The 21460-nt window shown below is 68.8% G+C and carries 25 protein-coding genes; 14 read left to right on the top strand and 11 right to left on the bottom strand.

Features of this window, described 5'->3' with window-relative positions:
* The first annotated feature begins 53 nt into the window (after nt 1-53).
* A complete protein-coding gene (locus AB0H76_RS10075) occupies nt 54-641 on the top strand; it encodes a hypothetical protein (RefSeq protein WP_357320051.1) in 588 nt (195 codons plus the stop codon).
* Here the strand turns inward: AB0H76_RS10075 and AB0H76_RS10070 are convergent.
* Complete coding sequence (locus AB0H76_RS10070) at nt 578-988, bottom strand: cupin domain-containing protein (protein ID WP_357320048.1); 411 nt, start codon at nt 986-988, stop codon at nt 578-580. The genes AB0H76_RS10075 and AB0H76_RS10070 overlap by 64 nt on opposite strands.
* Nucleotides 989-990: 2 nt before the next feature.
* Entirely contained in the window at nt 991-1515 is a 525-nt protein-coding gene (locus tag AB0H76_RS10065; protein ID WP_357320046.1) for a helix-turn-helix domain-containing protein, read from the bottom strand.
* An 84-nt stretch (nt 1516-1599) separates the two neighbouring features.
* On the opposite strand from AB0H76_RS10065, the gene AB0H76_RS10060 reads away from it, so the two are divergent.
* Nucleotides 1600-2052, top strand: coding sequence for a hypothetical protein (locus AB0H76_RS10060; RefSeq protein WP_357320043.1), 453 nt, complete (start codon nt 1600-1602; stop codon nt 2050-2052).
* Here the strand turns inward: AB0H76_RS10060 and AB0H76_RS10055 are convergent.
* Complete coding sequence (locus AB0H76_RS10055) at nt 2028-2939, bottom strand: aminoglycoside phosphotransferase (RefSeq protein WP_357320040.1); 912 nt, start codon at nt 2937-2939, stop codon at nt 2028-2030. The genes AB0H76_RS10060 and AB0H76_RS10055 overlap by 25 nt on opposite strands.
* 306 nt (nt 2940-3245) lie before the next feature.
* On the opposite strand from AB0H76_RS10055, the gene AB0H76_RS10050 reads away from it, so the two are divergent.
* The 4 genes from AB0H76_RS10050 to AB0H76_RS10035 all read left to right on the top strand — a co-directional run bounded on the left by AB0H76_RS10050 (nt 3246) and on the right by AB0H76_RS10035 (nt 8101).
* Nucleotides 3246-4511 carry a hypothetical protein gene (locus tag AB0H76_RS10050; RefSeq protein WP_357320038.1) on the top strand — a complete coding sequence of 422 codons (1266 nt, stop codon included), beginning with the start codon at nt 3246-3248 and terminating at the stop codon, nt 4509-4511.
* Nucleotide 4512: 1 nt separating this feature from the next.
* A complete protein-coding gene (locus AB0H76_RS10045; RefSeq protein WP_357320035.1) occupies nt 4513-5847 on the top strand; it encodes a lipase family protein in 1335 nt (444 codons plus the stop codon).
* 358 nt (nt 5848-6205) lie between these two features.
* A complete protein-coding gene (gene mraY, locus AB0H76_RS10040; protein WP_357320032.1) occupies nt 6206-7282 on the top strand; it encodes a phospho-N-acetylmuramoyl-pentapeptide-transferase in 1077 nt (358 codons plus the stop codon).
* A 39-nt stretch (nt 7283-7321) separates the two neighbouring features.
* Nucleotides 7322-8101 (top strand): sulfite exporter TauE/SafE family protein, encoded by a 780-nt coding sequence (locus AB0H76_RS10035; protein ID WP_357320029.1) that lies wholly within the window; start codon nt 7322-7324, stop codon nt 8099-8101.
* 6 nt (nt 8102-8107) lie between these two features.
* Here AB0H76_RS10035 and AB0H76_RS10030 read toward each other — a convergent pair whose 3' ends face one another.
* The gene (locus AB0H76_RS10030) at nt 8108-9775 is read right to left on the bottom strand and encodes a cation:proton antiporter (protein ID WP_357320026.1); all 1668 of its coding nucleotides are present in this window, start codon (nt 9773-9775) and stop codon (nt 8108-8110) included.
* Nucleotides 9776-9893: 118 nt separating this feature from the next.
* Between AB0H76_RS10030 and AB0H76_RS10025 the strand changes: the two genes are divergently transcribed.
* Nucleotides 9894-10454: a CGNR zinc finger domain-containing protein gene (locus AB0H76_RS10025; RefSeq protein ID WP_357320023.1), complete on the top strand. Its 561-nt coding sequence runs from the start codon at nt 9894-9896 to the stop codon at nt 10452-10454.
* A complete protein-coding gene (locus AB0H76_RS10020) occupies nt 10451-10993 on the top strand; it encodes a GNAT family N-acetyltransferase (protein ID WP_357320021.1) in 543 nt (180 codons plus the stop codon). The genes AB0H76_RS10025 and AB0H76_RS10020 overlap by 4 nt, the downstream gene beginning before the upstream one ends.
* Here AB0H76_RS10020 and AB0H76_RS10015 read toward each other — a convergent pair.
* Complete coding sequence (locus AB0H76_RS10015) at nt 10990-11415, bottom strand: ATP-binding protein (RefSeq protein WP_357320018.1); 426 nt, start codon at nt 11413-11415, stop codon at nt 10990-10992. The genes AB0H76_RS10020 and AB0H76_RS10015 overlap by 4 nt on opposite strands.
* Nucleotides 11416-11530: 115 nt before the next feature.
* Nucleotides 11531-11992 (bottom strand): hypothetical protein, encoded by a 462-nt coding sequence (locus AB0H76_RS10010; protein ID WP_357320016.1) that lies wholly within the window; start codon nt 11990-11992, stop codon nt 11531-11533.
* A 141-nt stretch (nt 11993-12133) separates the two neighbouring features.
* On the opposite strand from AB0H76_RS10010, the gene AB0H76_RS10005 reads away from it, so the two are divergent.
* The 4 genes from AB0H76_RS10005 to AB0H76_RS09990 all read left to right on the top strand — a co-directional run bounded on the left by AB0H76_RS10005 (nt 12134) and on the right by AB0H76_RS09990 (nt 14061).
* The gene (locus AB0H76_RS10005; RefSeq protein WP_357320013.1) at nt 12134-12514 is read left to right on the top strand and encodes a hemophore-related protein; all 381 of its coding nucleotides are present in this window, start codon (nt 12134-12136) and stop codon (nt 12512-12514) included.
* A gap of 147 nt (nt 12515-12661) precedes the next feature.
* Nucleotides 12662-12907, top strand: coding sequence for a hypothetical protein (locus AB0H76_RS10000; protein WP_357320010.1), 246 nt, complete (start codon nt 12662-12664; stop codon nt 12905-12907).
* A 177-nt stretch (nt 12908-13084) separates the two neighbouring features.
* A complete protein-coding gene (locus AB0H76_RS09995) occupies nt 13085-13438 on the top strand; it encodes a RidA family protein (RefSeq protein WP_357320564.1) in 354 nt (117 codons plus the stop codon).
* Nucleotides 13439-13488: 50 nt separating this feature from the next.
* Nucleotides 13489-14061 (top strand): dienelactone hydrolase family protein, encoded by a 573-nt coding sequence (locus AB0H76_RS09990; RefSeq protein ID WP_357320007.1) that lies wholly within the window; start codon nt 13489-13491, stop codon nt 14059-14061.
* On the opposite strand, the gene AB0H76_RS09985 is transcribed toward AB0H76_RS09990, so the two are convergent.
* On the bottom strand, nt 14058-15185 hold the full coding sequence (locus AB0H76_RS09985) for a Xaa-Pro peptidase family protein (protein ID WP_357320005.1): 1128 nt from the start codon (nt 15183-15185) through the stop codon (nt 14058-14060). The genes AB0H76_RS09990 and AB0H76_RS09985 overlap by 4 nt on opposite strands.
* 108 nt (nt 15186-15293) lie before the next feature.
* Between AB0H76_RS09985 and AB0H76_RS09980 the strand changes: the two genes are divergently transcribed.
* Nucleotides 15294-15545 (top strand): hypothetical protein, encoded by a 252-nt coding sequence (locus AB0H76_RS09980; RefSeq protein ID WP_357320003.1) that lies wholly within the window; start codon nt 15294-15296, stop codon nt 15543-15545.
* A gap of 32 nt (nt 15546-15577) precedes the next feature.
* Nucleotides 15578-16540: a 5'-3' exonuclease gene (locus AB0H76_RS09975; protein WP_357320000.1), complete on the top strand. Its 963-nt coding sequence runs from the start codon at nt 15578-15580 to the stop codon at nt 16538-16540.
* Nucleotides 16541-16591: 51 nt separating this feature from the next.
* On the opposite strand, the gene AB0H76_RS09970 is transcribed toward AB0H76_RS09975, so the two are convergent.
* The 4 genes from AB0H76_RS09970 to tatA all read right to left on the bottom strand — a co-directional run bounded on the left by AB0H76_RS09970 (nt 16592) and on the right by tatA (nt 21441).
* Nucleotides 16592-17314 carry a DUF4333 domain-containing protein gene (locus tag AB0H76_RS09970; protein WP_357319998.1) on the bottom strand — a complete coding sequence of 241 codons (723 nt, stop codon included), beginning with the start codon at nt 17312-17314 and terminating at the stop codon, nt 16592-16594.
* Between the two features lie 149 nt (nt 17315-17463).
* Entirely contained in the window at nt 17464-20163 is a 2700-nt protein-coding gene (locus tag AB0H76_RS09965) for an RNA helicase (protein WP_357319995.1), read from the bottom strand.
* A gap of 3 nt (nt 20164-20166) precedes the next feature.
* Nucleotides 20167-21108, bottom strand: coding sequence for a twin-arginine translocase subunit TatC (tatC, locus tag AB0H76_RS09960; protein WP_357319992.1), 942 nt, complete (start codon nt 21106-21108; stop codon nt 20167-20169).
* A gap of 75 nt (nt 21109-21183) precedes the next feature.
* Complete coding sequence (gene tatA, locus AB0H76_RS09955) at nt 21184-21441, bottom strand: Sec-independent protein translocase subunit TatA (protein ID WP_357319989.1); 258 nt, start codon at nt 21439-21441, stop codon at nt 21184-21186.
* Between the last annotated feature and the right edge of the window lie 19 nt (nt 21442-21460).

The raw sequence follows: 21460 nt of genomic DNA, 5'->3' as shown, positions 1-21460 counted from the left end.
TGGTGGCTCTGTACGTCCACGTTAAGCTCGAAGGGGATTCCGGAGGGGGAAGCATGGAAGCCGAGGGGCACACCACTGTTCGCTGGACTCGCTGGGCGGCCTACGCGATAGGCGCGGGCCTGCTGGCGCTGATCCTGTTCGACCTCATCGGCTTTCAATTCCGGGACAGCTCGCCCTATGCGACCACCGGAGTCGACGGACGTCCGCGCGGTCCGGAGACACCCGGCCATTCGAGTGTTCTCCTGTGGTTCGACGTCGCGGTCGCACTGGGCGCGGGCGCGCTGCTGGCCCCCGCGGCCGGCATGGCGCGGCGGCGGCCCCGGCTGGCCGCAGTGCCGGTCCTCGCGGCCGCACTCGGCCTGGCGTTCTATGTGCTGTTCGCCGCGTTCGTCAACCCGTTGCAGGTGACGCGCTGCCGCACCGATGCCTGCATGCTCGAGCAGGACGGTCCCGGCTGGTACCTTCCGGCGCGCGGCCTGCTGCTGATCGGAGTGAGCGTGGGCGTCGTGACGCTGCTCGTGCTGAGCGCGCTGCTGCTCCTGCGGCGGCCGCAGCGGACCCAGCCCTCCGGCGGCCCTCAGTCGAGCCGGAAGTCCGCGAAGTCGAAACCAGGTGCAACAACGCAACTCACCAGGACGTAGTCGTCGCCCGCCGGGCGCGCCGACTGCGAAACGCCGCCCGGCACCACGATCTGCGGGCGCTGGCCGCTTCCGATATCGGGGCCGAGGACGACCTCCTCGCCGCCGATGTTCAACAGCAGCGGGCCGCCGCGATGCCACATCCAGATCTCGTCCGAGACGACGGTGTGCGGCGCGGAGTGTTCGCCGGGCAGCAGCAGGAAGTAGATGGCGGTGGCGCTCGCCCGGGGGCCGGAGTAGCCCGGGGGCGTGAATTCCACGGGGCTGCGCCAGGTTTCCCGGAACCAGCCGCCTTCCGGATGCGGTTCGAGGTCGAGCTGGGCAGCAAGTTCCGGTCGCTCGTCGCTCATGATCACACTGTAGGCGTCCCCGGCCGATACGCCGGCAGGTCGTGGCGGCGTGCGAGCACCGTGGTTCCCGGGCCGGCGGCCGCACCCGGTCCGGACAGCGCCGTCACGGCGTCCGCGGTCACCGGTTTCCCGCAGGCCGAGCAGCAGACCTCCGGCGTGAATTGCTGCCCGCACTCGTCGTGCTCCAGCCGCACCGGTGGGCCGCCCGCGGGCGTGGCCCACTTGTCACCCCAGGCCATCAGCGCCATCAGCACCGGGACGAGTTCCTGCCCGGCAGCGGTGAGGTGGTACTCGTGCCGCAGCGGGCGCTGCTGGTACACCCGGCGCTCCACGATCCCGTCGGCGACCAGCGTGTCGAACCGGCGGGTGAGCAGGTTGCGGGAGATGCCGAGGTTCTCGGCGATGTCGTCGAATCGGTGCAGGCCCAGATAGATATCCCGCACGATCAGCGGCGTCCACCATTCGCCGACCCGTTCCAGCGACTGCCCGATCGAGCAGTGCATCTCCGCGAAGCTGGTCCTGTGCATGCCCTCAGTGTAGAGGGTTGATTCATTGAACTCACTCGAGCTACGGTGGCCGAGTCATAGAGAGTTCAATGAAAGGACTAACTGATGCCGTTCGTGGAATTGTTCGTTCCCAAAGACTCGCTCGATCAGGAACAGCGGGAGAAGATCGGCAGCCGGCTGGTTTCGGAGGTGATGCTCGCCGAGGGCGCCCCGGACACCGAAGCGGCCCGGTCCATCTCCTGGCTGGTGGTCAACGAGATCGACGCGTGGTTCGTGGGCGGCCGCCAGCTCCCCACCGGCGAGAAGCCGAAATACGTGGTGCGCGTCGGGGTTCCGGCGGGCTCGTTGAACGACGACAAACGTCACGACATGGTGCGCCGCGTCACCCGGGTGCTGGCGGACGCAGACGAGCACCCGGCCCGCTTCACCGAGGCGGGCACCGCGTGGGTGCACATCAACGAGATCCCCGACGGCAATTGGGGCGCGCGCGGCGAGATCGTCCGACTCGCGGACATCGTCGCCGTAGCGTCCGCTCAGCCGGCGGCCAGTTCCTCGTAGAGACCCGTGAGCGCGGTGTGATCGTCGGCGGAGCCGGTGTGCGGGGCGGCGAACCATCGTGCGTACTCGGCGATCTCGGACAACCGCCAGTCCAAGGCGAACAGTTCGGCCATCGCGGGGTCGCGCGGCACGGGCGCGCTCGCGGGCAGGTCCGCGTAGTCGCGTTCCCGCGGCGCCAACGCGAGTGACTCCCAATCGACGAACCGCAGGCCCGCGGCGGTGACGACCTGATTGTCGCCGTGCGGCTCACCGTGCGTCGGCACCCATGAATCGCGCTGGGCCACCGCTGTTTCGGCCAGCTCCAGATAGCGGTGGGTCCAGCCCGTGATGTGCGCGTGCCGTTCAGCGAGGGCGCGGCGGGCGGACTCGGCCAGCGGGCCGCTCGTCCAGGGTTCAGCGGTGGACTCGCGCAGCTCGGCGGGAAAATCGGACCCGACCTGCGGGGTCCAGCACCGCAGACCGGCGGGCGGCGCGGCGGCGTGCAGGGCGTGCAGCGCCCCGACCACCGTCGCGACATGGCCGGGCTCGCTCGCCACCGCACCACTCGGACTGTGCCCGTCCAGCCATGGCGTCACGCTGAGTACACCCGCGCCCACATCCACGGTGAAACGCCCGGACCGGGCGGGCACCGGCGCGCACACCACCTCCAGACCACCGGCCGCCAAGGCCGCGGCCCCGGCGTAGGCCGCCTCCAGCGAGCGCGCCGTATGCCGGGGCTCCAGCTGATCCAGCGTGACGAACAACACTGTGCCCGCGCCACTTACCCGCCAATGATGCGCACCGAATCCCCAAGGCAGATAACCGATCTCGTCGACCGCGGCCAGCCACTGGCCGGTGACCGCGGCGGCGATCGCCGCGTCGCCGATGGAGGCGGGAGGGGTGAACACGACCTCCACTCTACGAAGGGCTGCGCGGTACCGCGCGGGCTTCCTATCTCGCGTTACACCGGGGTGAGTTATCTCATGAATGCCGGTTCACCCACCGCACCGGAATGTTGCCCCCGAATTGCGGAGTCACCAGGGAGTTCATCGCTCACGGCGATGCTACGAATTGCCTATCGCTCCGTCGACCCGGCCTGATCTGCGTGTTTACCTGCTTGTTACCTCGGCTAACGTCAGGCGGCAGCAGCTGTGACCATCCATCGGGCATTCCAGGTTTCAGGCCGGGCGATGCGGAGAGAAAGGCTGGAGTAGATGCGAATCGGCCCATCATTGCGATCGGCGGCGCTGATCGTGGCGGCCGCGATCGGCTTCGGACTCGTGGCGACCGCGCCGGCGGGCGCGAGCACCGAGCTCGACCGCTACCTGGATTTGCCGCTGGTCAACCGCGACGCCGCGAACGGCCCGGGCGGGGTGCACCCCGAACTGCCCTACGACGCCGCGCGCCTGCGCGAGTTGCTGGAGCGCGCCCGGAGCGAGGGCGTGGCGCCCACCCGCTACGCCGCGCTGCTGGCCCAGTACTGGCTGGTCGACGCGACCGCCAAGGCGGGAATCGACCTGCAATCCTGGAATCCGCGCACCGGCGTCGCGGCCAATCGGGACAACCTGATCAAGTCGTATCAGTACTACGAGAACCTCCAGCTCGGTCACCGCGAATTGCGGTGGGCCGGCATGGGCGGCCAGGTCGGCGCCGACTTCGGCGGCGGGCTGATCGATTTCGAATTGCTGGGCACGCTCTACGACCTGCCGGGCATCTCCGAGGCCGCGCGCACCGTGCTGGGCGCCGTGCAGAACGCGGCCGGCCCGCAGGCGGTGGCCATGCTGCCGCCCGGTCTCGAAGCCCTGGCCGAGGCCGGACCCGATATCACCCCGGAAGACCTCCGCTACATCAACGGGATGATCCTGGTGATGCAGAAGAACATCTTCTCGGATCTGATGCCGATGCACGATGCCTATGTCTCGGAAGGACTTCCGGCGCTCGAGGAGTTCCAGGCCGCCGGGCTGTTCGGCTCGGACATCATGGGCGCCTGGCGCGATGTCGCCTCCGGTGACGAAGCCCGGATCACCACCGGCAATCGCGCGCTGCTGCGCCGCGAACAGCAGTGGGCCGTGAGCGCGCAGTGGGATCAGGTGCGCGGCTACAAGGGCAGCGTCGGCGAGGCCATCACCTACCTCAGCGGCGCCGCCGGATCGCCGTCGGTGGCCGGTGTCGTGCCGCCGCGCGAATTCCATCCGATCCGCATGCCGGTCACCCTGGCCGACGGCCGCCCCGGGCAGCTGACCCTGCCGCTGCCGGACTGGAACTGGTCGGTGCTGGACGCGCGCTGGGACTACATCACCACCGAACTGCTGCCGAAATACCAGACCCAGGTCGAAACCAATTGGCCCGCACTCGAAGCCGCCATGCGTGTGCCGTACCCGGTGCAGCTGGAGTCCAAGCGGCCGCTGCTCAACATTCCGCAACTGCTGCTCGCCGCCGCGCGACAGCTCAGCGTGACACCGATCGACCAGGAGAGCTGAGATGAGACGAATTGCCCAGCGACTCTTGCTGATCGCCGGCGCACTGGCGCTGACCGCGGCCACCGCGAGCGTCGCCACCGCCGACGAGGTCGGGCCCGCCACCCCGGGCCCGGAACGCATTTTCAACGGCTTCGCCCTCGCCGCCATGAACAGCGCCACCCAGCCGTCCGCGCAGGAAGCGTTCGAGGCGCTGCTGGCCGACGATCCGTTCTACGACGAACCGGCGCTGACCGGCGCCGAAAAGCCCGGCGACATCCTGAAATCCAAGAAGGTCAAGGTGATCTTCAGCGGTGTCAGTCCCGGCAATGTCGAGGGCTACAAGCTCATGTACGTGACCACCGGCAACGACGGCAAGCCCTTCATCAGCACCGGCGTCATGCTGATGCCGGTCGACGGGAAGCCGAACTCCGAGCGCCACGTGATCGGCTATCAGGAAGCCAACGACAGCGTCGGCTGGAACTGTCATCCGAGCACCCAGTGGACCGGCGGCGCGCCGCTGGACGGTGCGTCCTGGTCGGCGCTGGGGCCGCTGGCGATGATGTTCGACAAGGGTTACGCGGTCATGATCTCCGATGTCGGCAACGACGCGGACAAGAAGCCGCACGGTGTGTTCGCCGGCAAGTTCGGCGCGCACGCCCAGCTCGACGGTGTGCGTGCGGCGCTCGGCCTGCGCGAGGCCGGGCTGAACCCCGAGGCGCAGGTGGCGCTGTTCGGAATCGCCGGTGGCGGTGTGGGTTCCGGGTTCGCGACCGAGATGGCCGCCGAATACGCTCCCGAGCTGGACATCAAATCGACTGTGCTGGAAGGCATGGTGGTCAAGCCGCGCGAATTCATGCGCGTGGCCGACGGTTCGATCGGTTCCGGGTTCGCGCTGGCGACCCTGCTCGGCCTGGAACCCTGGTATCCCGAGATGGACGTGAACGCCAAGCTCACGCCCGAGGGCCGCAAACTCGCCGACGTCTTCCGCACCCAATGCCAGGTGCCGGCTTACTTCGGCACGCCCTACCTGCCGTTGCGCTCGCTGTTCACCTCGGGGCTGAGCCCCGCCGAGGAGCCCGCCTTCCAGCGCGCCTTCGACGACAACGTCCTGGGCCACTCGGGCACTCCGCGCGGCAAGGTCATCATCGCCTCCTGCGCCAAGGACGACTCCCCCATGTCGCTGGTCCCCGCCCGCGACGCCCGTGAGCTCGCCGACACCTACCGCGCCCAGGGCGCGGACGTGTCCTACCAGCCCACCGACTGCGGCATGCAGCGCTTCGTCACCGACCTGTACGGCTGGGGCACCGACCTTTTCGGCATGCAGACCATCGACCAGATCGACAGCCACTTCACCTGACCCCCGAAAGGACCTCCCCCACATGGCAATCCTCTACGGCCTCGAATATCTCCTGACCTTCGGTTCACTCGCGGTCTGGAAGCTGGTCGGCCAGGCCTTCGGAATTCTCTAGGCGCTGCCGAACCAGTCCAGCGATTGACCGTGCGCGCCGGCGTAGGCGAGCGGTTCACCGTCCAGACCGACGACGAACGTGCCCCGAGTTTCGGCGGGCGGCTTCGGGACATTCGAGCCAGCGCATGTCCTCGGCGCCGCATGGCGCTTCTGCCGCGCGGCCCGCGGGTAGATAGCATCGTCCAGGGCGCGTTCTCGCGTCGACGTTGACGGTGGTAGCCGGCGAGTTCGGCGGGTTGGGTGGCAGATGAGGCAGATCTTGTTTTCGGCGTTGATCGCGCTGGGGGTGTCGATCACGCTGACGCCCTTGCTGATCAAGGTCTTCGCCGCGAAACGGATCGGGCAGGAGATCCGGGTCGACGGGCCCCAGAGCCATCAGGCCAAGCGCGGGACGCCGACCATGGGCGGGATCGCGATCCTGGTGGGGATCTGGGCCGGGTATCTCGGCTCGCATCTGCTGGGGCTGCGCTATGACGTCGAGGGTCCGTCCGCCTCGGGTCTGCTGGTGCTCGGGCTGGCCACCGCGCTCGGCATCGTCGGTTTTCTGGACGACTCCATCAAGCTGCGCAACCGGCGCAATCTCGGCTTGTCCGCGACCGGCAAATACATCGGCCAGTTCGGCGCCGCCGTGCTCTTCGGCATCCTGGCGCTGCGGTTCCCGAGCAGCACCGGGCTCACCCCGGGCGGGCGCTACCTGTCCTACGTGCGCGACTACACCGTGGTGACCTTCGGGATCGTGGTCTTCCTGCTGCTGGTCTGCTTCCTCGTGGTCGCCTGGTCCAACGCGGTCAACATCACCGACGGCCTGGACGGCCTGGCCGCCGGATCCATGGCCTTCGCCCTGGGCGCGTACATCATCATCACGTTCTGGCAGTACACCAACGCCTGCGCGACCACCCCGGAGATCGGCTGCTACAACGTCCGCGACCCGCTGGATCTGGCGGTGGTCTGCGCCGCCGGCGTCGGCGCCTGCACCGGATTCCTCTGGTGGAACGCCGCACCCGCCAAGATCTTCATGGGCGACACCGGTTCCCTGGCCCTGGGCGGCCTGCTGGCCGGCCTGTCGATCACCACCCGCACCGAACTCCTGATGGCGGTCGTGGGCGCGCTGTTCTTCGCCGAGATCCTCTCGGTGCTCCTGCAGATCGTCGTTTTCCGCACCACCGGCAACCGCCTGTTCAAGATGGCGCCCTTCCACCACCATTTCGAGCTGAGCAACTGGGCCGAAACCACGGTGATCATCCGATTCTGGCTGCTGGCCGGTATCTCCGCGGCGGTCGGCCTGATGCTCTTCTACGGTGAGTACCTGGCCGCCGTCGGGTAGCCGGACGAACGATTCCGACGGGTCCGTACCGTCGGACCGGTGCCGCTCACCGAAATCCTCGTCATCCTGCTCGCCGGATTCGGTGCGGGGGCCATCAACGCGGTAGTCGGAACGGGAACGCTCATCACCTTTCCGACCCTGGTCGCGTTCGGTTATCCCCCGCAGATCGCGACGATGTCGAACGCGGTCGGGCTGGTGGCCGGGAGCGTCTCGGGGACGTGGGGATATCGGCGCGAACTGCGCGGGCAGTGGCCGAGGTTGAAGTGGCAGATCCCGGCCTCGCTGGCCGGTGCGCTGCTCGGCGCGTGGCTGCTGCTGCACCTGCCGCCGTCGGTGTTCGCCGCGGTCGTGCCGGTCCTGATGGTGCTCGCCCTGGTCCTCGTCGTCTTCCAGCCCCGCATCCAGGCCTGGGCCCGGCGGCGTTCCGAAGCGGCGGGTCGCGCCGCCGACCAGCTCGGCCGGACGAAGCTGATCTGGCTGACCGTCGGCACCTTCGCCGTCGGCGTCTACGGCGGCTATTTCACTGCCGCACAGGGCGTTCTGCTGATCGGCATCATGGGTGTGCTGGTCTCCGAGCCGCTCCAGCGCATGAACGCGGTCAAGAATCTGCTGACGCTGATCGTCAATGTCGTTGCGGCCCTGACCTACACGATCGTCGCGTTCGACCGGATCAGCTGGGGCGCCGCGGGCTTGATCGCGGTCGGATCACTGGCCGGCGGTGCGGTCGGCGCGCGCTACGGTCGTCGGCTCTCGCCCCGGGCGTTGCGTGCCGCGATCGTGGTGCTGGGCTTGATCGGCCTGTGGCGGCTGCTGGACTGAGCCGGCTCAGCCGACGAGCGTGGCGCGCATCTCGATGGCGATCTGCGAGGCGTCCAGGTTCTCCAGCGCCTCGGCCAGCACGTCGGCGTCGAAGGTGCCGTTGTCGCGGGCATCGAGCAGGGCCGCGCGCTGCGCCTCGATGACCGCCAGCTGATGACGCTTCATCGCGTCGAAGCCGGCCTGGGTGGCTTCGGGTTCCGGCCGCTCGCCGACTTCCTGCGCGGTCGTCCGGAACAGATCGAAGATCCTGGCTTGCTCGGTGACGGTTTGATCCTCGGGATCGGTCTCGGCGCCGGACTCGGGCGTGATGAGCCGCAGCACCGGGCCGATGGTGCCGCCCTGCACCAGCAGCGACATCAGCGCGACCGTGAACGCGATGAGCACGAGCAGCGGCCGCTGCGGGGTGTCCTCGGGCAGGGTCTGCGCCGCGGCCACCGTCACCGCGCCACGCATACCCGCCCACACGACGGCGGTGCCTTCCCGCCATCCGAGCGGCTCGCGCAGGAAGTACTCGATATTGGCCAGGCCCTGGGTGAGCCGGCGTGAGAACCGGTCGAGATCGCGATCGGAGGCCCGCCGATTGCGGGTCTGCAACCGTTCGAGGGTCGCCTGCTTGCCTTCCGGCGTGTTCATACGATCCTGCATGTCCTGCACATGGGCCTGCATCTTCTCGCCCCGCCGGGCGCGGTGCGCGAGCACACCGAGCAGCGGCGCGACGTAGGCGGCGCGCACGAGCAGCGTCAAGGCCAGCGCGCCCGCCGCGACCAGCACCGCGACACCCACCCCGGCGTGGTCGTTCTCGCTGTCGACGATGATCGAGTGGATCTGCAACCCCATCGTCAGGAACACCGCGCCCTCGAGCACGAGCTCGACGGTGCGCCAGTTCTGCGAATCCGAGAGCCGGTTCTGCGGCGAAAGGACCCGCGGCGCACCGACTCCGGTGACCAGGCCCGCCACCACCGCGGCGACCAGGCCCGACGCGCCCAGCAGTTCGGCGGGAATCGAGGCCAGGAACGGCACCGTGAAAGAGAGGACGGTATTGACGGCCGGATCGGTGATGCGCTTGCGGACCATGAGGTTCAGCCGCCCGACCGCCCAGCCGACCACCAGCGCGACCACGACCGAGTAGACGAACGTGCCGACCGCGCCCCAGAACGAGAACGCCGCGGCCGTCGCGACGATGGCCGTGCGCAGCAGCACCAGCGCGGTCGCGTCGTTGAGCAGGCTCTCCCCGTCCAGGATCGCCACCACCCGTTTCGACACCGGTGTCTTCTTGATGATCGAGGTCGCCACGGCATCGGTCGGACTGACGATCGCGCCCAGCGCCACACCCCAGGCGAACCCGAGGTCGGGAACGATGAGCATGAAGAACACCCCGAGCACGAGCGCGGTGCCCACCACCAGCAGCACGGACAGCCCGCCGATCGCCCCGAACTCGCGGCGGAAGTTCATCGCGGGCATCGACACCGCCGAGGAGTACAGCAGCGGCGGCAGCACGCCCTCGAGAATCCATTCCGGCTCGATGTGGGTCGCGTCGAACACCGGCAGGAAACTCGCCGCGACGCCGATCGACACCAGCAGCAACGGCGCCGCGATCCCCAGTCGCGGACCGGCGATCGCCGACACGGCAATCACCACCAGCGCACTCACGATCACCACGAGCAGTTCGGCCACCGGACCATCCTGGCAGTAAGCCGGGGCGATTCCTGGCTTCTGCGCAGCTAACCGCCGCGATGTCGGCTCCGGCGCGAAGCAATGCTGACGTTTGGAAATCGATGCTAACGTCAGCATCGTGGAAGAACCGGATTTCCCGATCCTGGGGACGGAACCGCTCGTGGTCGAGTTCGCGAACACCCGGTACGGACTCGACGCGGCGCGCACCGACTATCTGGAGACGCCGCGGTTGGTCGCGCAATGGTTCGCCGCCATGGGCATCGCGTCCGAACCGGACGCCGCTCGGGCTCGCGCGCTGCGTGACGCCGTCCGCGAGGTGTTGTCCGCCGTCGCGCAGAACCGGTCCCCGGAGCCGGCCGCCGTGCACACGGTCAACGAATTCGCCGCCGCCGCACCGAGTTTCCCCGTTCTGGACTGGCCCGAAAACGAGACAGCGCACAGCCGGTGGCAGTACACGGTCGACGGACCGCCCGCGGTGCTGGGCCGCATCGCCGCGGAGTGCGTCGAGTTGGTCACCGGCCCGCGCGGCGTCACGGTGCGCGGTTGTCCCGCACCGGACTGCACGCTGTTCTTCCTCAAGAACCATTCCCGGCGCCGGTGGTGCCACTCCTCCTGCGGTCATCGCGACCGGCAGGCCCGGTACTACCGCCGACGACGCACCCCGGAGGCGCACTCATGATCACCTGGCGGCCGGTAATGGAATCGGATTTTCCGCTGCTGGGACAGTGGCTGGCCGAGCCGCACGTGGCCCGGTGGTGGCACCACGACAGTTCCCCGGCGGGCGTGGCCCGCGATTTCGGCCCGACCGCGCGGGGCGAGGAACCCGCGGAGGACCTGCTGATGTTTCTCGACGGCCGCCCGGTGGGACTGATCCAGCGGGCCCGCCTCGACGACTACGCCGAGGACTTCGCCGAACTCGCCGCCTGCACCGCCGTGCCCGCGGAGGCCGTCACCGTCGACTATCTGATCGGCGATCCCGGCGACATAGGTGTCGGGCTGGGTCCGCGCATGATCCAGCGGATGCTCGCGGCCACCTGGACCGACTATCCGCACGCCCCGGCGATCCTGATCCCCGTGTCGGCCGCCAACCGGGCCTCCTGGCGGGCCTTGGAGAAGGCCGGGATGCACCGCGTCGCCGAGGCCGAGATGGCGCCCGACAACCCGGCCGACGACCGGGCGCACTACGTCTATCGGCTCGACCGGCCGGTCGCGGGCTAGTCCGCGGTGGGGAAACGCGGGCGGTCGAGGGGTACCTCGGCCCACACCGTCTTGAAGCGGGCGTAGTGGATCACGCCCCATTCGATGGCGATCCGTTCGAGCAGGAGCATGCCCCGCCCGCCCGCCGCGTCCGGGACCCGCACGAAGGGGTCTTCGGTGCTGCTGTCGTCGACCTCCACCCGCAACCGCGCCGGATCCGCCAATAATCGAAGCCGGCAGCGCCACGGCGAGCGTCCGTGCTCGCGGGCATTGACGACCATCTCGTCGACGCTCAGAACCGCGTCATCGACCACAACCACGTCGGTATCGGGAGCCAGCAGGTCGCGAACCGTATCTCGAATCCACCGATCGGATGTGGTGTCGAGATCGAACTCCAGGACCTGCTCGTTGCCGCCGGATACCGGCCACGCGGGCATTGTCATCGGTCTTACCTCCTTCACCGCATGCCGAGATAACTGCTGGCTACCCACAATCGCGAAGCAGAAACGGCATACCCGGCGCAAGTCGGGCAGTGTGACAATGACTACAGAGTGGTGTCTACGGCGTATCCGGTGCCGGATCCAGCCCGATCTTCGCCGCGATCCGCGTGAGCAGCACATCCTGGGCCGCGAGGTGCGCCTGGATCTGCGCGGTCTCGTGCAACGTCGCGCCGGCGTCCTCGAAGGTGGCCTCGGAGCGCTTGTCGGCGGCGGCGGCCTGCACGTTCTGGCCAACCATGATGATCGAGAGCAGCACGAGTTGCAGGAAGGTCTGGGCCACCCAGGCCACGAAGGTCGCGGTGCCGCCGCGGATCGCTGCGGGCAGGCTGATGCAGTCGAACGCGGCGAAGGCGTAGGCGCACCACATGCTGCCGACGGCACGCGTAATGAGCAGCGCCATTTTGGTATTGAAGCGATTGACGGCGTTGTCCCGGCGGAGCTGATCCTTGACCCGGACCGGGCCCTCCCGCAGCCGATTCAGGATGCGTGGATGCGGAATGTGCTGGTACAGGCTGCTCATTCCCGGGGATCCTGCCGGACCGGCCGGGCCCCCGCCGGTCGCCGCGCCGTCGAATTTCGCGGATCCACCAAGCCGATGCCGCCTCGGCTCCGATACCCCTTCTGTCAGCTATTCATCCAGCTATCACGAAGGCGGTTCCCTATGAAGGCGATCAGCATCCGGAAGTCCCTGGCAGCCACCGCGATGATCACCGGCCTCTGTGCCGCGGCCTCGACCTTCGGCATCGGCGCCGCGAACGCCGATCCGATGAGCGACCTCGAGCCGCTGCTGAGCTCGAATTGCAGCTTCACCCAGATCGACGCCGCCCTGCACGAGGTGTCGCCGGAGACCGCGGCCCAGCTCGACGCCGCGCCGGCCCAGAAGGACGCCCTCAAGACCGCCTACGACCAGCCGGTCGAGCAGCGCCGCGCCGCGTTCCAGACCCTGATCGAGCAGCAGCAGAAGATGGGCATCAGCGCGAACGCCAACGCGGACTTCGCCCCCAAGATGAGCCAGGTCGTCGACAGCTGCAACAAGTACTGAGCGCGCGTCACCAGCGCCTCGCCCGGCACCGGCGGCAGTCGTCACGCCGCCGGCGCCGGGCGCTCGGTGTGTTGGCCGGTCACCCGCCCGCACCCTTGTTACAGTCCGCACCATTTGTTCGGAGCTCGCAAAGCAGCAGGAGGACAAATGGATTCCCAGCGCCTGTGCCTGGCGATGATCGCCGGCATCGCCGCGGCTCTGCTCAGCACCCCGCAAGCACTCGCCACTCCCCCCGAACCCGCACCGATCCAATCCGCCGACCCCGACGGCTACTGGACCCACTGCCTGCCCGCCACCCCCGCCGACTGGTGCCCGCGGGGCTGGATCGGCACGAAAACCAAACGCTGCAGCAGCATTTGGGGCCGGCAGGACTACTGCGTGAAGGTGCGATAGCGCGGGAGGAAAAACTCCTCGAGATCGGCGAAAATACATGACACAGGGTGTCGTGATTCGCTGGCAGGCTTAGCAGCGAACGTTCAGTCGATGGACGTTCGCAGTGCAGCGAATCGAATGGAGTTTGATGTGGTAGCGGAACGTACGGCTGTCAACCCGGTGACCTGGTCGTTGGCGATGGGATTCAACCAGGGTGAGGTCGTCACGGGGCAGACCCGGACGCTGTACTGCTCCGGGCAGACCGCGATGAGCGCGGACGGCCAGCCGCAGCACGACGGTGACATGGCCGCGCAGGTCGCGCTGAGCCTGGACAACCTCGAGGCGGTCCTCAAAGAGGCCGGGATGTCGCTGTCGAACCTGGTGCGGCTCAATGTGTACACCACCGACGTCGACCTGCTCTTCCAGCACTACGGCGTGCTGGCCGGGCGACTGGGCGCGGCCGGGGTGGCACCGGCCACCACCATGCTCGGGGTCACCCGGCTGGCCGTCCCCGGCCAGCTGATCGAGCTCGAGGGCACCGCCGTCGACTGAGGCCACCTCGCGGCAAGCGCCCGCACCGCCCGCTGGCACGATGGACCACCATGAACATCATGCTTTTCCACTCGGCGTGCGGGCTGCGGCCCGCGGTGCGGGCGGCCGCGGAACGGATGCGGGCCGCGGGTCATGAAGTCCATGTGCCGGATCTGTACGACGGGCGGACCGCCGACACCGTGGACGGGGGCATGGCGATCCGGGACGAGATCGGGCTGGACGAGCTGCTGCGGCGGGCGGTGGTCGCGGCGGCCCCGCACTCCGAGACCGGGCTGGTGTACGCGGGGTTCTCGCTGGGGGCGTTCTTCGCGGGCAGTCTCGCGCTGGCCGATGTGAAGGCCCGGGGGCTGCTGCTGGTGCACGGCACTTCCGATGTGCCCGAGGACGTCTCGGTCGACGGGTTGCCGACCCAGCTGCATGTGGCCGACCCGGACATGTACGAGCCCGACGACTGGCTCAACAGCTGGTATCTGGACATGCAGCGGGCGGGCGCGGATGTAGAGGTGTACCGGTATCGCGGTGCCGGGCACCTCTACACCGATCCCGAGCTGCCGGATTGGGACGCCGAGGCGGCCGAGCGCACCTGGCAGCTGGCGCTCGGCTTCCTCGACTCGCTGGGTTAGAGAACGGTGAGGCCGTGCGGGCGGTTGTTCATCGACTCGCAGCCGTCCGCGGTCACCACCACGATGTCCTCGATGCGCGCGCCCCAGACGCCGCGGAAGTAGATGCCGGGCTCGATGCTGAAGGCCATCCCCTCCCCCAGGATCAGGTCGTTGCCCGCGACGATATAGGGGTCCTCGTGCACCGACAGGCCGATGCCGTGGCCCGTGCGATGCACGAACGCCTCGCCTAAACCGGCCTCCACCAGCACATCTCGCGCGGCGGCGTCCACCGACTCGGCGCTCACGCCGGGCCGGACCGCGGCCACCGCGGCGGCCTGGGCCCGCTCCAGGACGGCGAACTGCGCGGCGACGTCGGCGTCCGGCTCGCCCAGGCTGTAGGTGCGGGTGGAGTCGGAGTAGTAGCCCGGATCAACCGGGCCGCCGATGTCGATGACCACGACATCGCCGGGTTCGATGCGACGCTCGGAGACGTGATGGTGCGGATCGGCGCCGTGCGGGCCGCTGCCGACGATGACGAACGCCGCCTCGGTGTGCCCCTCCTGCACGATGGCGGCCGTGATGTCCGCGCCCACCTCGGCCTCGGTGCGCCCGGCGCGCAGGAACTCGCCCATCCGGGCGTGCACCCGGTCGATGGCGGCGCCGGCCCGGCGCAGCGCGTCGATCTCGGCCTCGCCCTTGGTCATTCGCAGTTCGCGCAGCACCGGGGTGGCCGAGACCGGCATGCCGCTGGTGGAGCGCGCGAGCGGGATCAGGTGCAGCGCGGGCATCGCGTCGGCGACGGCGATCCGGGACCCGGCGTGCAAGGTGGAGCGCACCAGCTCGTACGGGTCGACGCCGTCCACCCAGTCCAGCACCCGCAGCCCGAGTTCGCCTGCGGCTGAACCGGACAGCGAGGCCAGCTCGAGCTTCGGGATCACCACCGCGGGCGTCGCCTTGTCGGAGGTGATGATCAGGCAGGTCAACCGCTCGAACGATTCGGCGTCGGACCCGATCAGATACTGGAGATCCGGCCCCGGGGTGATGAGCAGGGCGTCCAGCGACGCCGCCCGCATCAAATCCACTGCCCGTTCCAACCGGTCCCGGTATACATCCGCCGCGAACCTGGACTTCGTCTGCGAACTCATAGCCTTCGACGTTACCCGTCGCCGGAAGCGGCCACCACAGCGCAAACCTTCACAGCACCGAGGCACAGTCGCTACCTCCCGGCGCGCCGGGGATGTTTCCATGGGTGGATGGAAAGACACTCTGGGGCGCGCGGGCCGCGGGTTCCGATCCACGACGTGCTGCGAGGTCTGGAGATCCACCCGCTGGAACCGGGCGACACCGCCATCGAGGCGTTCGTCCTGGTCAAACTCATCGACGCGCAGGGCAACGCCAGCTGGGCGTTCCGCACGACCAACCGGTTGAACCGGGAGGAGCTGCTGGGCGCGCTGACCGTCCAGGTCGACATCCTGCGCAAGGAATTGCGGGATCTCTGGAGCTGAGGTTGTCGGGGCGGGCGAGTAGCCTCAGCGCCGTGACTTCTACCGGTGGGCCTCTGTTGCTGCTCGATGGCGCCAGTCTGTGGTTCCGTGCCTTCTACGGAATCCCGGACAAGATCACCGCCCCGGACGGGCGCTCGGTGAACGCCTTGCGCGGTTTCACCGACATGGTCGCCTCGCTGATCACCAAGCACTCGGCCGCCCGGCTGGTGGTCTGCCTGGATCTGGATTGGCGCCCGAAGTTCCGCGTCGATCTGGTGCCGTCCTACAAGGCGCACCGCCTGGATACCTCCACCGCGGCCGCCGACGGCGCCGAGGAGGTGCCGGATCTGCTCACACCGCAGGTCGAGATGATTCTCGAGGTACTCGCCGCGGCGGGCATCGCCACCGGCGGCGCGGCGGGCCTGGAGGCCGACGACGTGCTGGGCACCCTGGCCACGCGGGAGGGCACCGACGAGGTGGTCGTCGTCAGCGGCGATCGCGATCTACTGCAACTGGTCCGCGACACCCCGGCCCCGCCCGTGCGCGTGCTCTACGCGGGCCGCGGGCTGGCCAAGGCCGAGCTGTTCGGTCCCGCCGAGGTTTCCGCGAAATACGGTGTGCCGCTGGCGAACGCGGGCCGCGCCTACGCCGATATGGCCACCCTGCGCGGCGACGCCTCCGATGGTCTGCCGGGCGTCGCCGGCATCGGCGACAAGTCGGCCGCCACCCTGATCAGCCGCTTCGGCTCCCTGGAGGCCCTGGTCGCCGCCGTCGAGGATCCCGACGCCGAGCTGGCCGCGGGCATCCGCGCCAAACTCCGTGCCGCCGACGAGTACCTGAAGGCCGCCGCCCCGGTCGTCCGCGTGGTCTGCGACGCCGAGGTCGAGCTGTCCCGCCCCGATCTACTCCCCACCACCCCGGCCGACCCGGACCGGCTCCGTGAGCTCGCCGCCGCCTACAACGCCGAAAGCCCGATCAACCGGCTGATCACGGCCCTGGGCGCGCGGACCGCCTAGACAGTCCGCCGGGCGCCCCTGCCGGAGCGGGGGCTGCCCGGTCGCGTGGCCTCAGCTCGGGCGGCCGACCTCGTAGGTGCCGTCATCCTTGGTGATCTTGACGTTGACCTTCTTCTGCTCGCCGCTGACCTTGAGCGTGCACTCGAAGGTGGCGTCGACCTCGACCTGCTGGCCGGACGGGCAGGAGACGTCGGTGACGTCGGAGATGCCGTAGGAATCGGTGAGCACCTTCTGCACACCCTCCTGCACCGCGGACTGATCCAGCTTGTCCTTGGCGGTGAGCAGCAGCACGCCGGCCACGACGATGCCGATCAGCACCACGGCGCCGAGCGCCAGGCCGATGATCAGGCCCTTGCCCTTCTTCTTGGCCGGAGCCTGCTGCTGCGGGAGCTGCTGGCCGGGCTGCGCGGGCTGACCCCACTGGCCCTGCTGCTGCTGACCCCACTGCTGCTGGCCCTGCTGCTGCTGGCCCCAATCCTGTTGCGGCTGTTGCCCCCACGACTGCTGCTGCTGGCCGCCGGTGTTCGGCTGCCACTGCTGCTGGCCACCGGTCTGCTGGCCCCACTGCTGCTGGCCCTGCTGCTGGCCCCACTGCTGCTGCGGAGACGGTGTCTGCTCGCCCCAGTGCTGGGTGGGCTGTGCCTGACCCGGCTGCTGGCCACCCCACTGCTGGGTCGGGCCGGCCTGGCCGGGATTCTGATCCGCCGCTCCCCAGTGCTGGGTGGGATCGTTGCGTCCCTCCCCGGGATCGTTCGGTCCGTAAGGGCCGCTCATCTTGCCTCCACTCGCATCGTTATACATACGGTAGCCCCCCGCGCGAGACTCGTCGCCATGCGACTACTCCACGGTCGGTACGCGAAAGAAATCAAATCACAATCGAATCCACCGTGTCCGATGCCGCGCGCGTTACCACCTCGACCAGGCTAGGCCGCGTCCACCGCGACCACACCGCGCCGAATCGCGCGCACCGCCTTGGCCGCCGTGCCCGCCACTTCCACGTCGTCGGCGGTGTTGCGGATCTGGTCGAGCAGGTCGATGACCTGCCGGCACCAGCGCACGAAATCACCGGCCGAGAGCGGGCTGCCCTGATCGCCACTGGCCAGCAGCGACTCGGCCAGACCGTCGCCGCGCGCCCACTTGAAGACCCCGGCCAGGAAACCGAGATCGGGTTCGCGGGTCGGCGGCAGTTTGTGCCGGGACTCGTCGGCGCGCAGCTGGGTCCACAGGGTGACCGTCTCGCCGACCGCGCGCCGAATCGGCTCGGTCGGGCCGGTGACACCGAGATAGCCGCCCTCCTGCCGGGATTCGTAGACCAGCGCCGACACCACGGCCGCCAGCTCGGCCGGACCCAGGCCCCGCCACACGCCCTCGCGCAGGCATTCGGCCACCAGCAGGTCGGCTTCGGCGTAGATCCGGGCCAGGCGGCGCCCGTCCTCGGTGACCTCGCCCTCGTGCACGAAACCGCGCTCCTCCAGCAGGCCGAGGATCCGGTCGAAGGTGCGGGCGAGGGAATTCGTTGTCGCGGAGACCTTCTGGCGCATGGTCTCGGTTTCGCGCAGCACCCGGTTGTAGCGTTCGCCGATCCGCGCCATCTGCTCGCGATCGGAACGCCCGTGCGCGGGATGAGAGCGCAGGGTGCGCCGCAGCGTGTCGAGTTCGCGGTCCTCGGCCGCGGTGGCGCGCTTGTCGTAGCGCCGCCGGCCGGGCGCCTCGATACCGGTGCCGCGCAGCGCGGAGGCCAGATCGCGGCGGGTGCTGGCGGTGCGATGGTCGACCCGGCGCGGCAACCGCATGTGCCCCAGCGCTTCCGCGGGCACCGGGAAATCGGCGACCGACACCCGGCCGGCCCATTTGTCCTCGGTGAGCACCAGCGGACGCGGATCACCCGGTGTCGCATCGGGTTCCAGGATCACCGCGAGCCCCTGCCGGCGCCCGGACGGGATCGCTACCACGTCACCGCGGCGCAGCCGGACCAGCGAGTTCACCGACGCGCCGCGCCGATCGGAACGCTTCTGCTGCTCCAGCGACCGTTCCCGCTGCTTGATCCGCTCGCGCAGCGAGATGTACTCCAGGAAACCGCCGTCCTCGGTGCCGAGCTGACCGCGCAGCTTGCGCAGCTGGCCCTCGTTGCGCTCGATGCCGCGCACCAGCCCGACCACCGAGCGGTCGGCCTGGAACTGCGCGAAGGACCGTTCCAGCAGCGCCCGCGCCTCGGCGGCGCCCATCCGGTCGATCAGGTTGATCGACATGTTGTAGCCGGGCTTGAACGAGCTGCGCAGCGGATAGGTGCGGGTGGAGGCCAGGCCCGCGACACTGCTGGTGTCCACCTCGGGCTGCCACAGCACCACCGCGTGGCCCTCGATATCGATGCCGCGGCGACCGGCACGACCGGTGAGCTGGGTGTACTCGCCGGGGGTGAGCTCGGCGTGCGTTTCGCCGTTGTACTTGACCAGGCGTTCCAGCACCACCGTGCGGGCGGGCATGTTGATACCCAATGCCAAGGTCTCCGTGGCGAATACGGCCCGCACCAGGCCGCGCACGAACAATTCCTCGACGGTGTGCCGGAACGCGGGCAGCATGCCGGCGTGATGCGCGGCCAGCCCGCGGCGCAGCGCCTCGCGCCACTCCCAGTAACCGAGCACCTCCAGATCGCCCTTGGGCAGATCGCCGGTGTGCTTCTCGATGATCGCCTCGACCTCGGCGGCATCCCCGGGACGGCTCAGATCCAGCCGCGAGCGCAGGCACTGGGCCAGCGCGCCGTCACAGCCCGCGCGGCTGAAGATGAACGTGATCGCGGGCAGCAGGCCCTCTTCGTCCAGCTTGGCCAGCACCTCCGGGCGCGGCAGCGGCCGGAAATCGCGGCGCTGGCCGCCGCCGCGATGGCGCGGCGCCCAGCCGTTCGCCCGGTCGGCGGACTCGCGCTGGCGGATATAGCGGACCAGGTCCTCGTCGACCAGGACCTTCTGGTCGCTGGAGCTGGTGTCGAACAGATCGAACAGGCGCCGGCCGACCATGACGTGCTGCCACAGCGGCACCGGGCGGGTCTCGTCCACCACCACGGTGGTGTTGCCGCGCACCGTCTCCATCCAGGCGCCGAATTCCTCGGCGTTGCTCACGGTGGCCGACAGGCTGACCAGCCGCACGTCGGCGGGCAGGTGCAGGATCACTTCCTCCCACACCGCGCCGCGGAACCGGTCGGCCAGGTAGTGCACCTCGTCCATGACCACATAGGACAGCCCGCGCAGCGCGTCGGAGCCGGCGTAGATCATGTTGCGCAGCACCTCGGTGGTCATCACGACCACCGACGCGTCCGGGTTCACCGATTGGTCACCGGTGAGCAAACCGACGCTGTCGCGCCCGTAGCGCTCGGTGAAGTCGGCGAACTTCTGGTTCGACAACGCCTTGATCGGTGTGGTGTAGAAACACTTTCCGCCCGAGGCCAGCGCGAGGTGCACCGCGAATTCGCCGACGATGGTCTTACCCGCGCCGGTCGGCGCGCACACGAGGACGCCGTGCCCCCCTTCCAGCGCGGCGCACGCGTCCCGCTGGAAAGGATCGAGGGCGAAGCTCAGCTCGGCGGAAAACTTTGCCAGCTCGCCTGAAAACACCCGGTGATCTGTCACATTTCAGAGCGTATCGGAGTAGTCCGACACTGGTCGCGTGGATTTTCCGGCGGGTTCGGAGATCGGCTCCGCGGGGGCCACCGTCTCGGGCTCGGCGATCGAGGAGGCCTCGTCGTCGGCGAGCTCCTGTTCCTTGCGCGCCCGGCGCCGATCGTTGACCCGCGCGAACTGCACTGCCACCTCGAACAACACGGTCAGCGCGAGGGCCAGCGCGAGCATCGAGAACGGGTCCTGCGGGGTGACGATCGCCGCGAAGACGAAGAGGCCGAAGATGATTCCGCGCCGCCAGGCCTTGAGGCGGACGTAGGTGAGCACGCCGATCAGGTTCAGCCCGATGATGATCAGCGGCGTCTCGAAGCTGACTCCGAAAATGATCAGCAACTGGATGATGAAGCCGAAGTACTGGGTACCACTGAGCGCGGTGATCTGGACGTTGTCGCCGATGGTGAGCAGGAAGTCCAGGGCATGGGCGACAACGACATACGCGAGCACGGCGCCGGCGGCGAACAGCACCGTGCCGGAGCTGACGAACCCGACCGCGTACTTGCGTTCCTTGGCGTAGAGGCCCGGGGTGATGAACGCCCACAGCTGATACAGCCAGATCGGCGCGGCGAGCACGACGCCGGCGGTGAAGCCGACCTTCAACCGGAGCATGAACTGCTCGAACGGCCCGGTCGCGAGCAGGCGGCAGGCGCCGTCGGGGCTCAGCGCCGCGCGCGCCGACTCCGGCAGCGCACAGTAGGGGCCGCGCAGCAGCTCACCCAGGCTCTCCACACCCATGAACGAATGCGAGTACCAGAGGAATCCCAGGATGGTGGTCAGCATCACGGCCGCGATGGAGAGCAGCAGCCGGGTGCGCAGTTCCTGGAGATGTTCGACCAACGACATGGTGCCGTCGGGATTGGTCCGGCGTTTGCTGTGCCGGGGATCGAACGGGATTCGCATCGGTGAAGTAGGCCCCTGTGTCTGAACAGCACGGAACCGGGTGAGCGAGACTCACCCGGGGTCGAGCATCCGGCTCTACAGCGACTTCGACTCGGGCTGCGCCTGCGGCTGCGGGGCCGGGTGCACCGGCTGCGCGGGCGGCAGTTGCTGGGGCGCCGGCTGGGGCGCGTCCGCCGAGGAGTTGCCCTCGTTCTGCATCTGGCTGACTTCACTCTTGAAAATACGCAGTGACCGGCCCAGACCGCGAGCGGCGTCGGGCAGCCGCTTCGCGCCGAACAACAGCACGACGACAACGAGAATGATCACCCAGTGGGACACACTGAGACCACCCATGATTTACCTCCGAAGACTT

Origin of the sequence: Nocardia sp. NPDC050712, assembly GCF_040654295.1 — a bacterium.
Taxonomy (GTDB): Bacteria; Actinomycetota; Actinomycetes; order Mycobacteriales; family Mycobacteriaceae; genus Nocardia.
The sequence above is the reverse complement of the archived record's forward strand: the minus strand, read 5'-3'. Positions and strand labels throughout refer to the sequence as shown.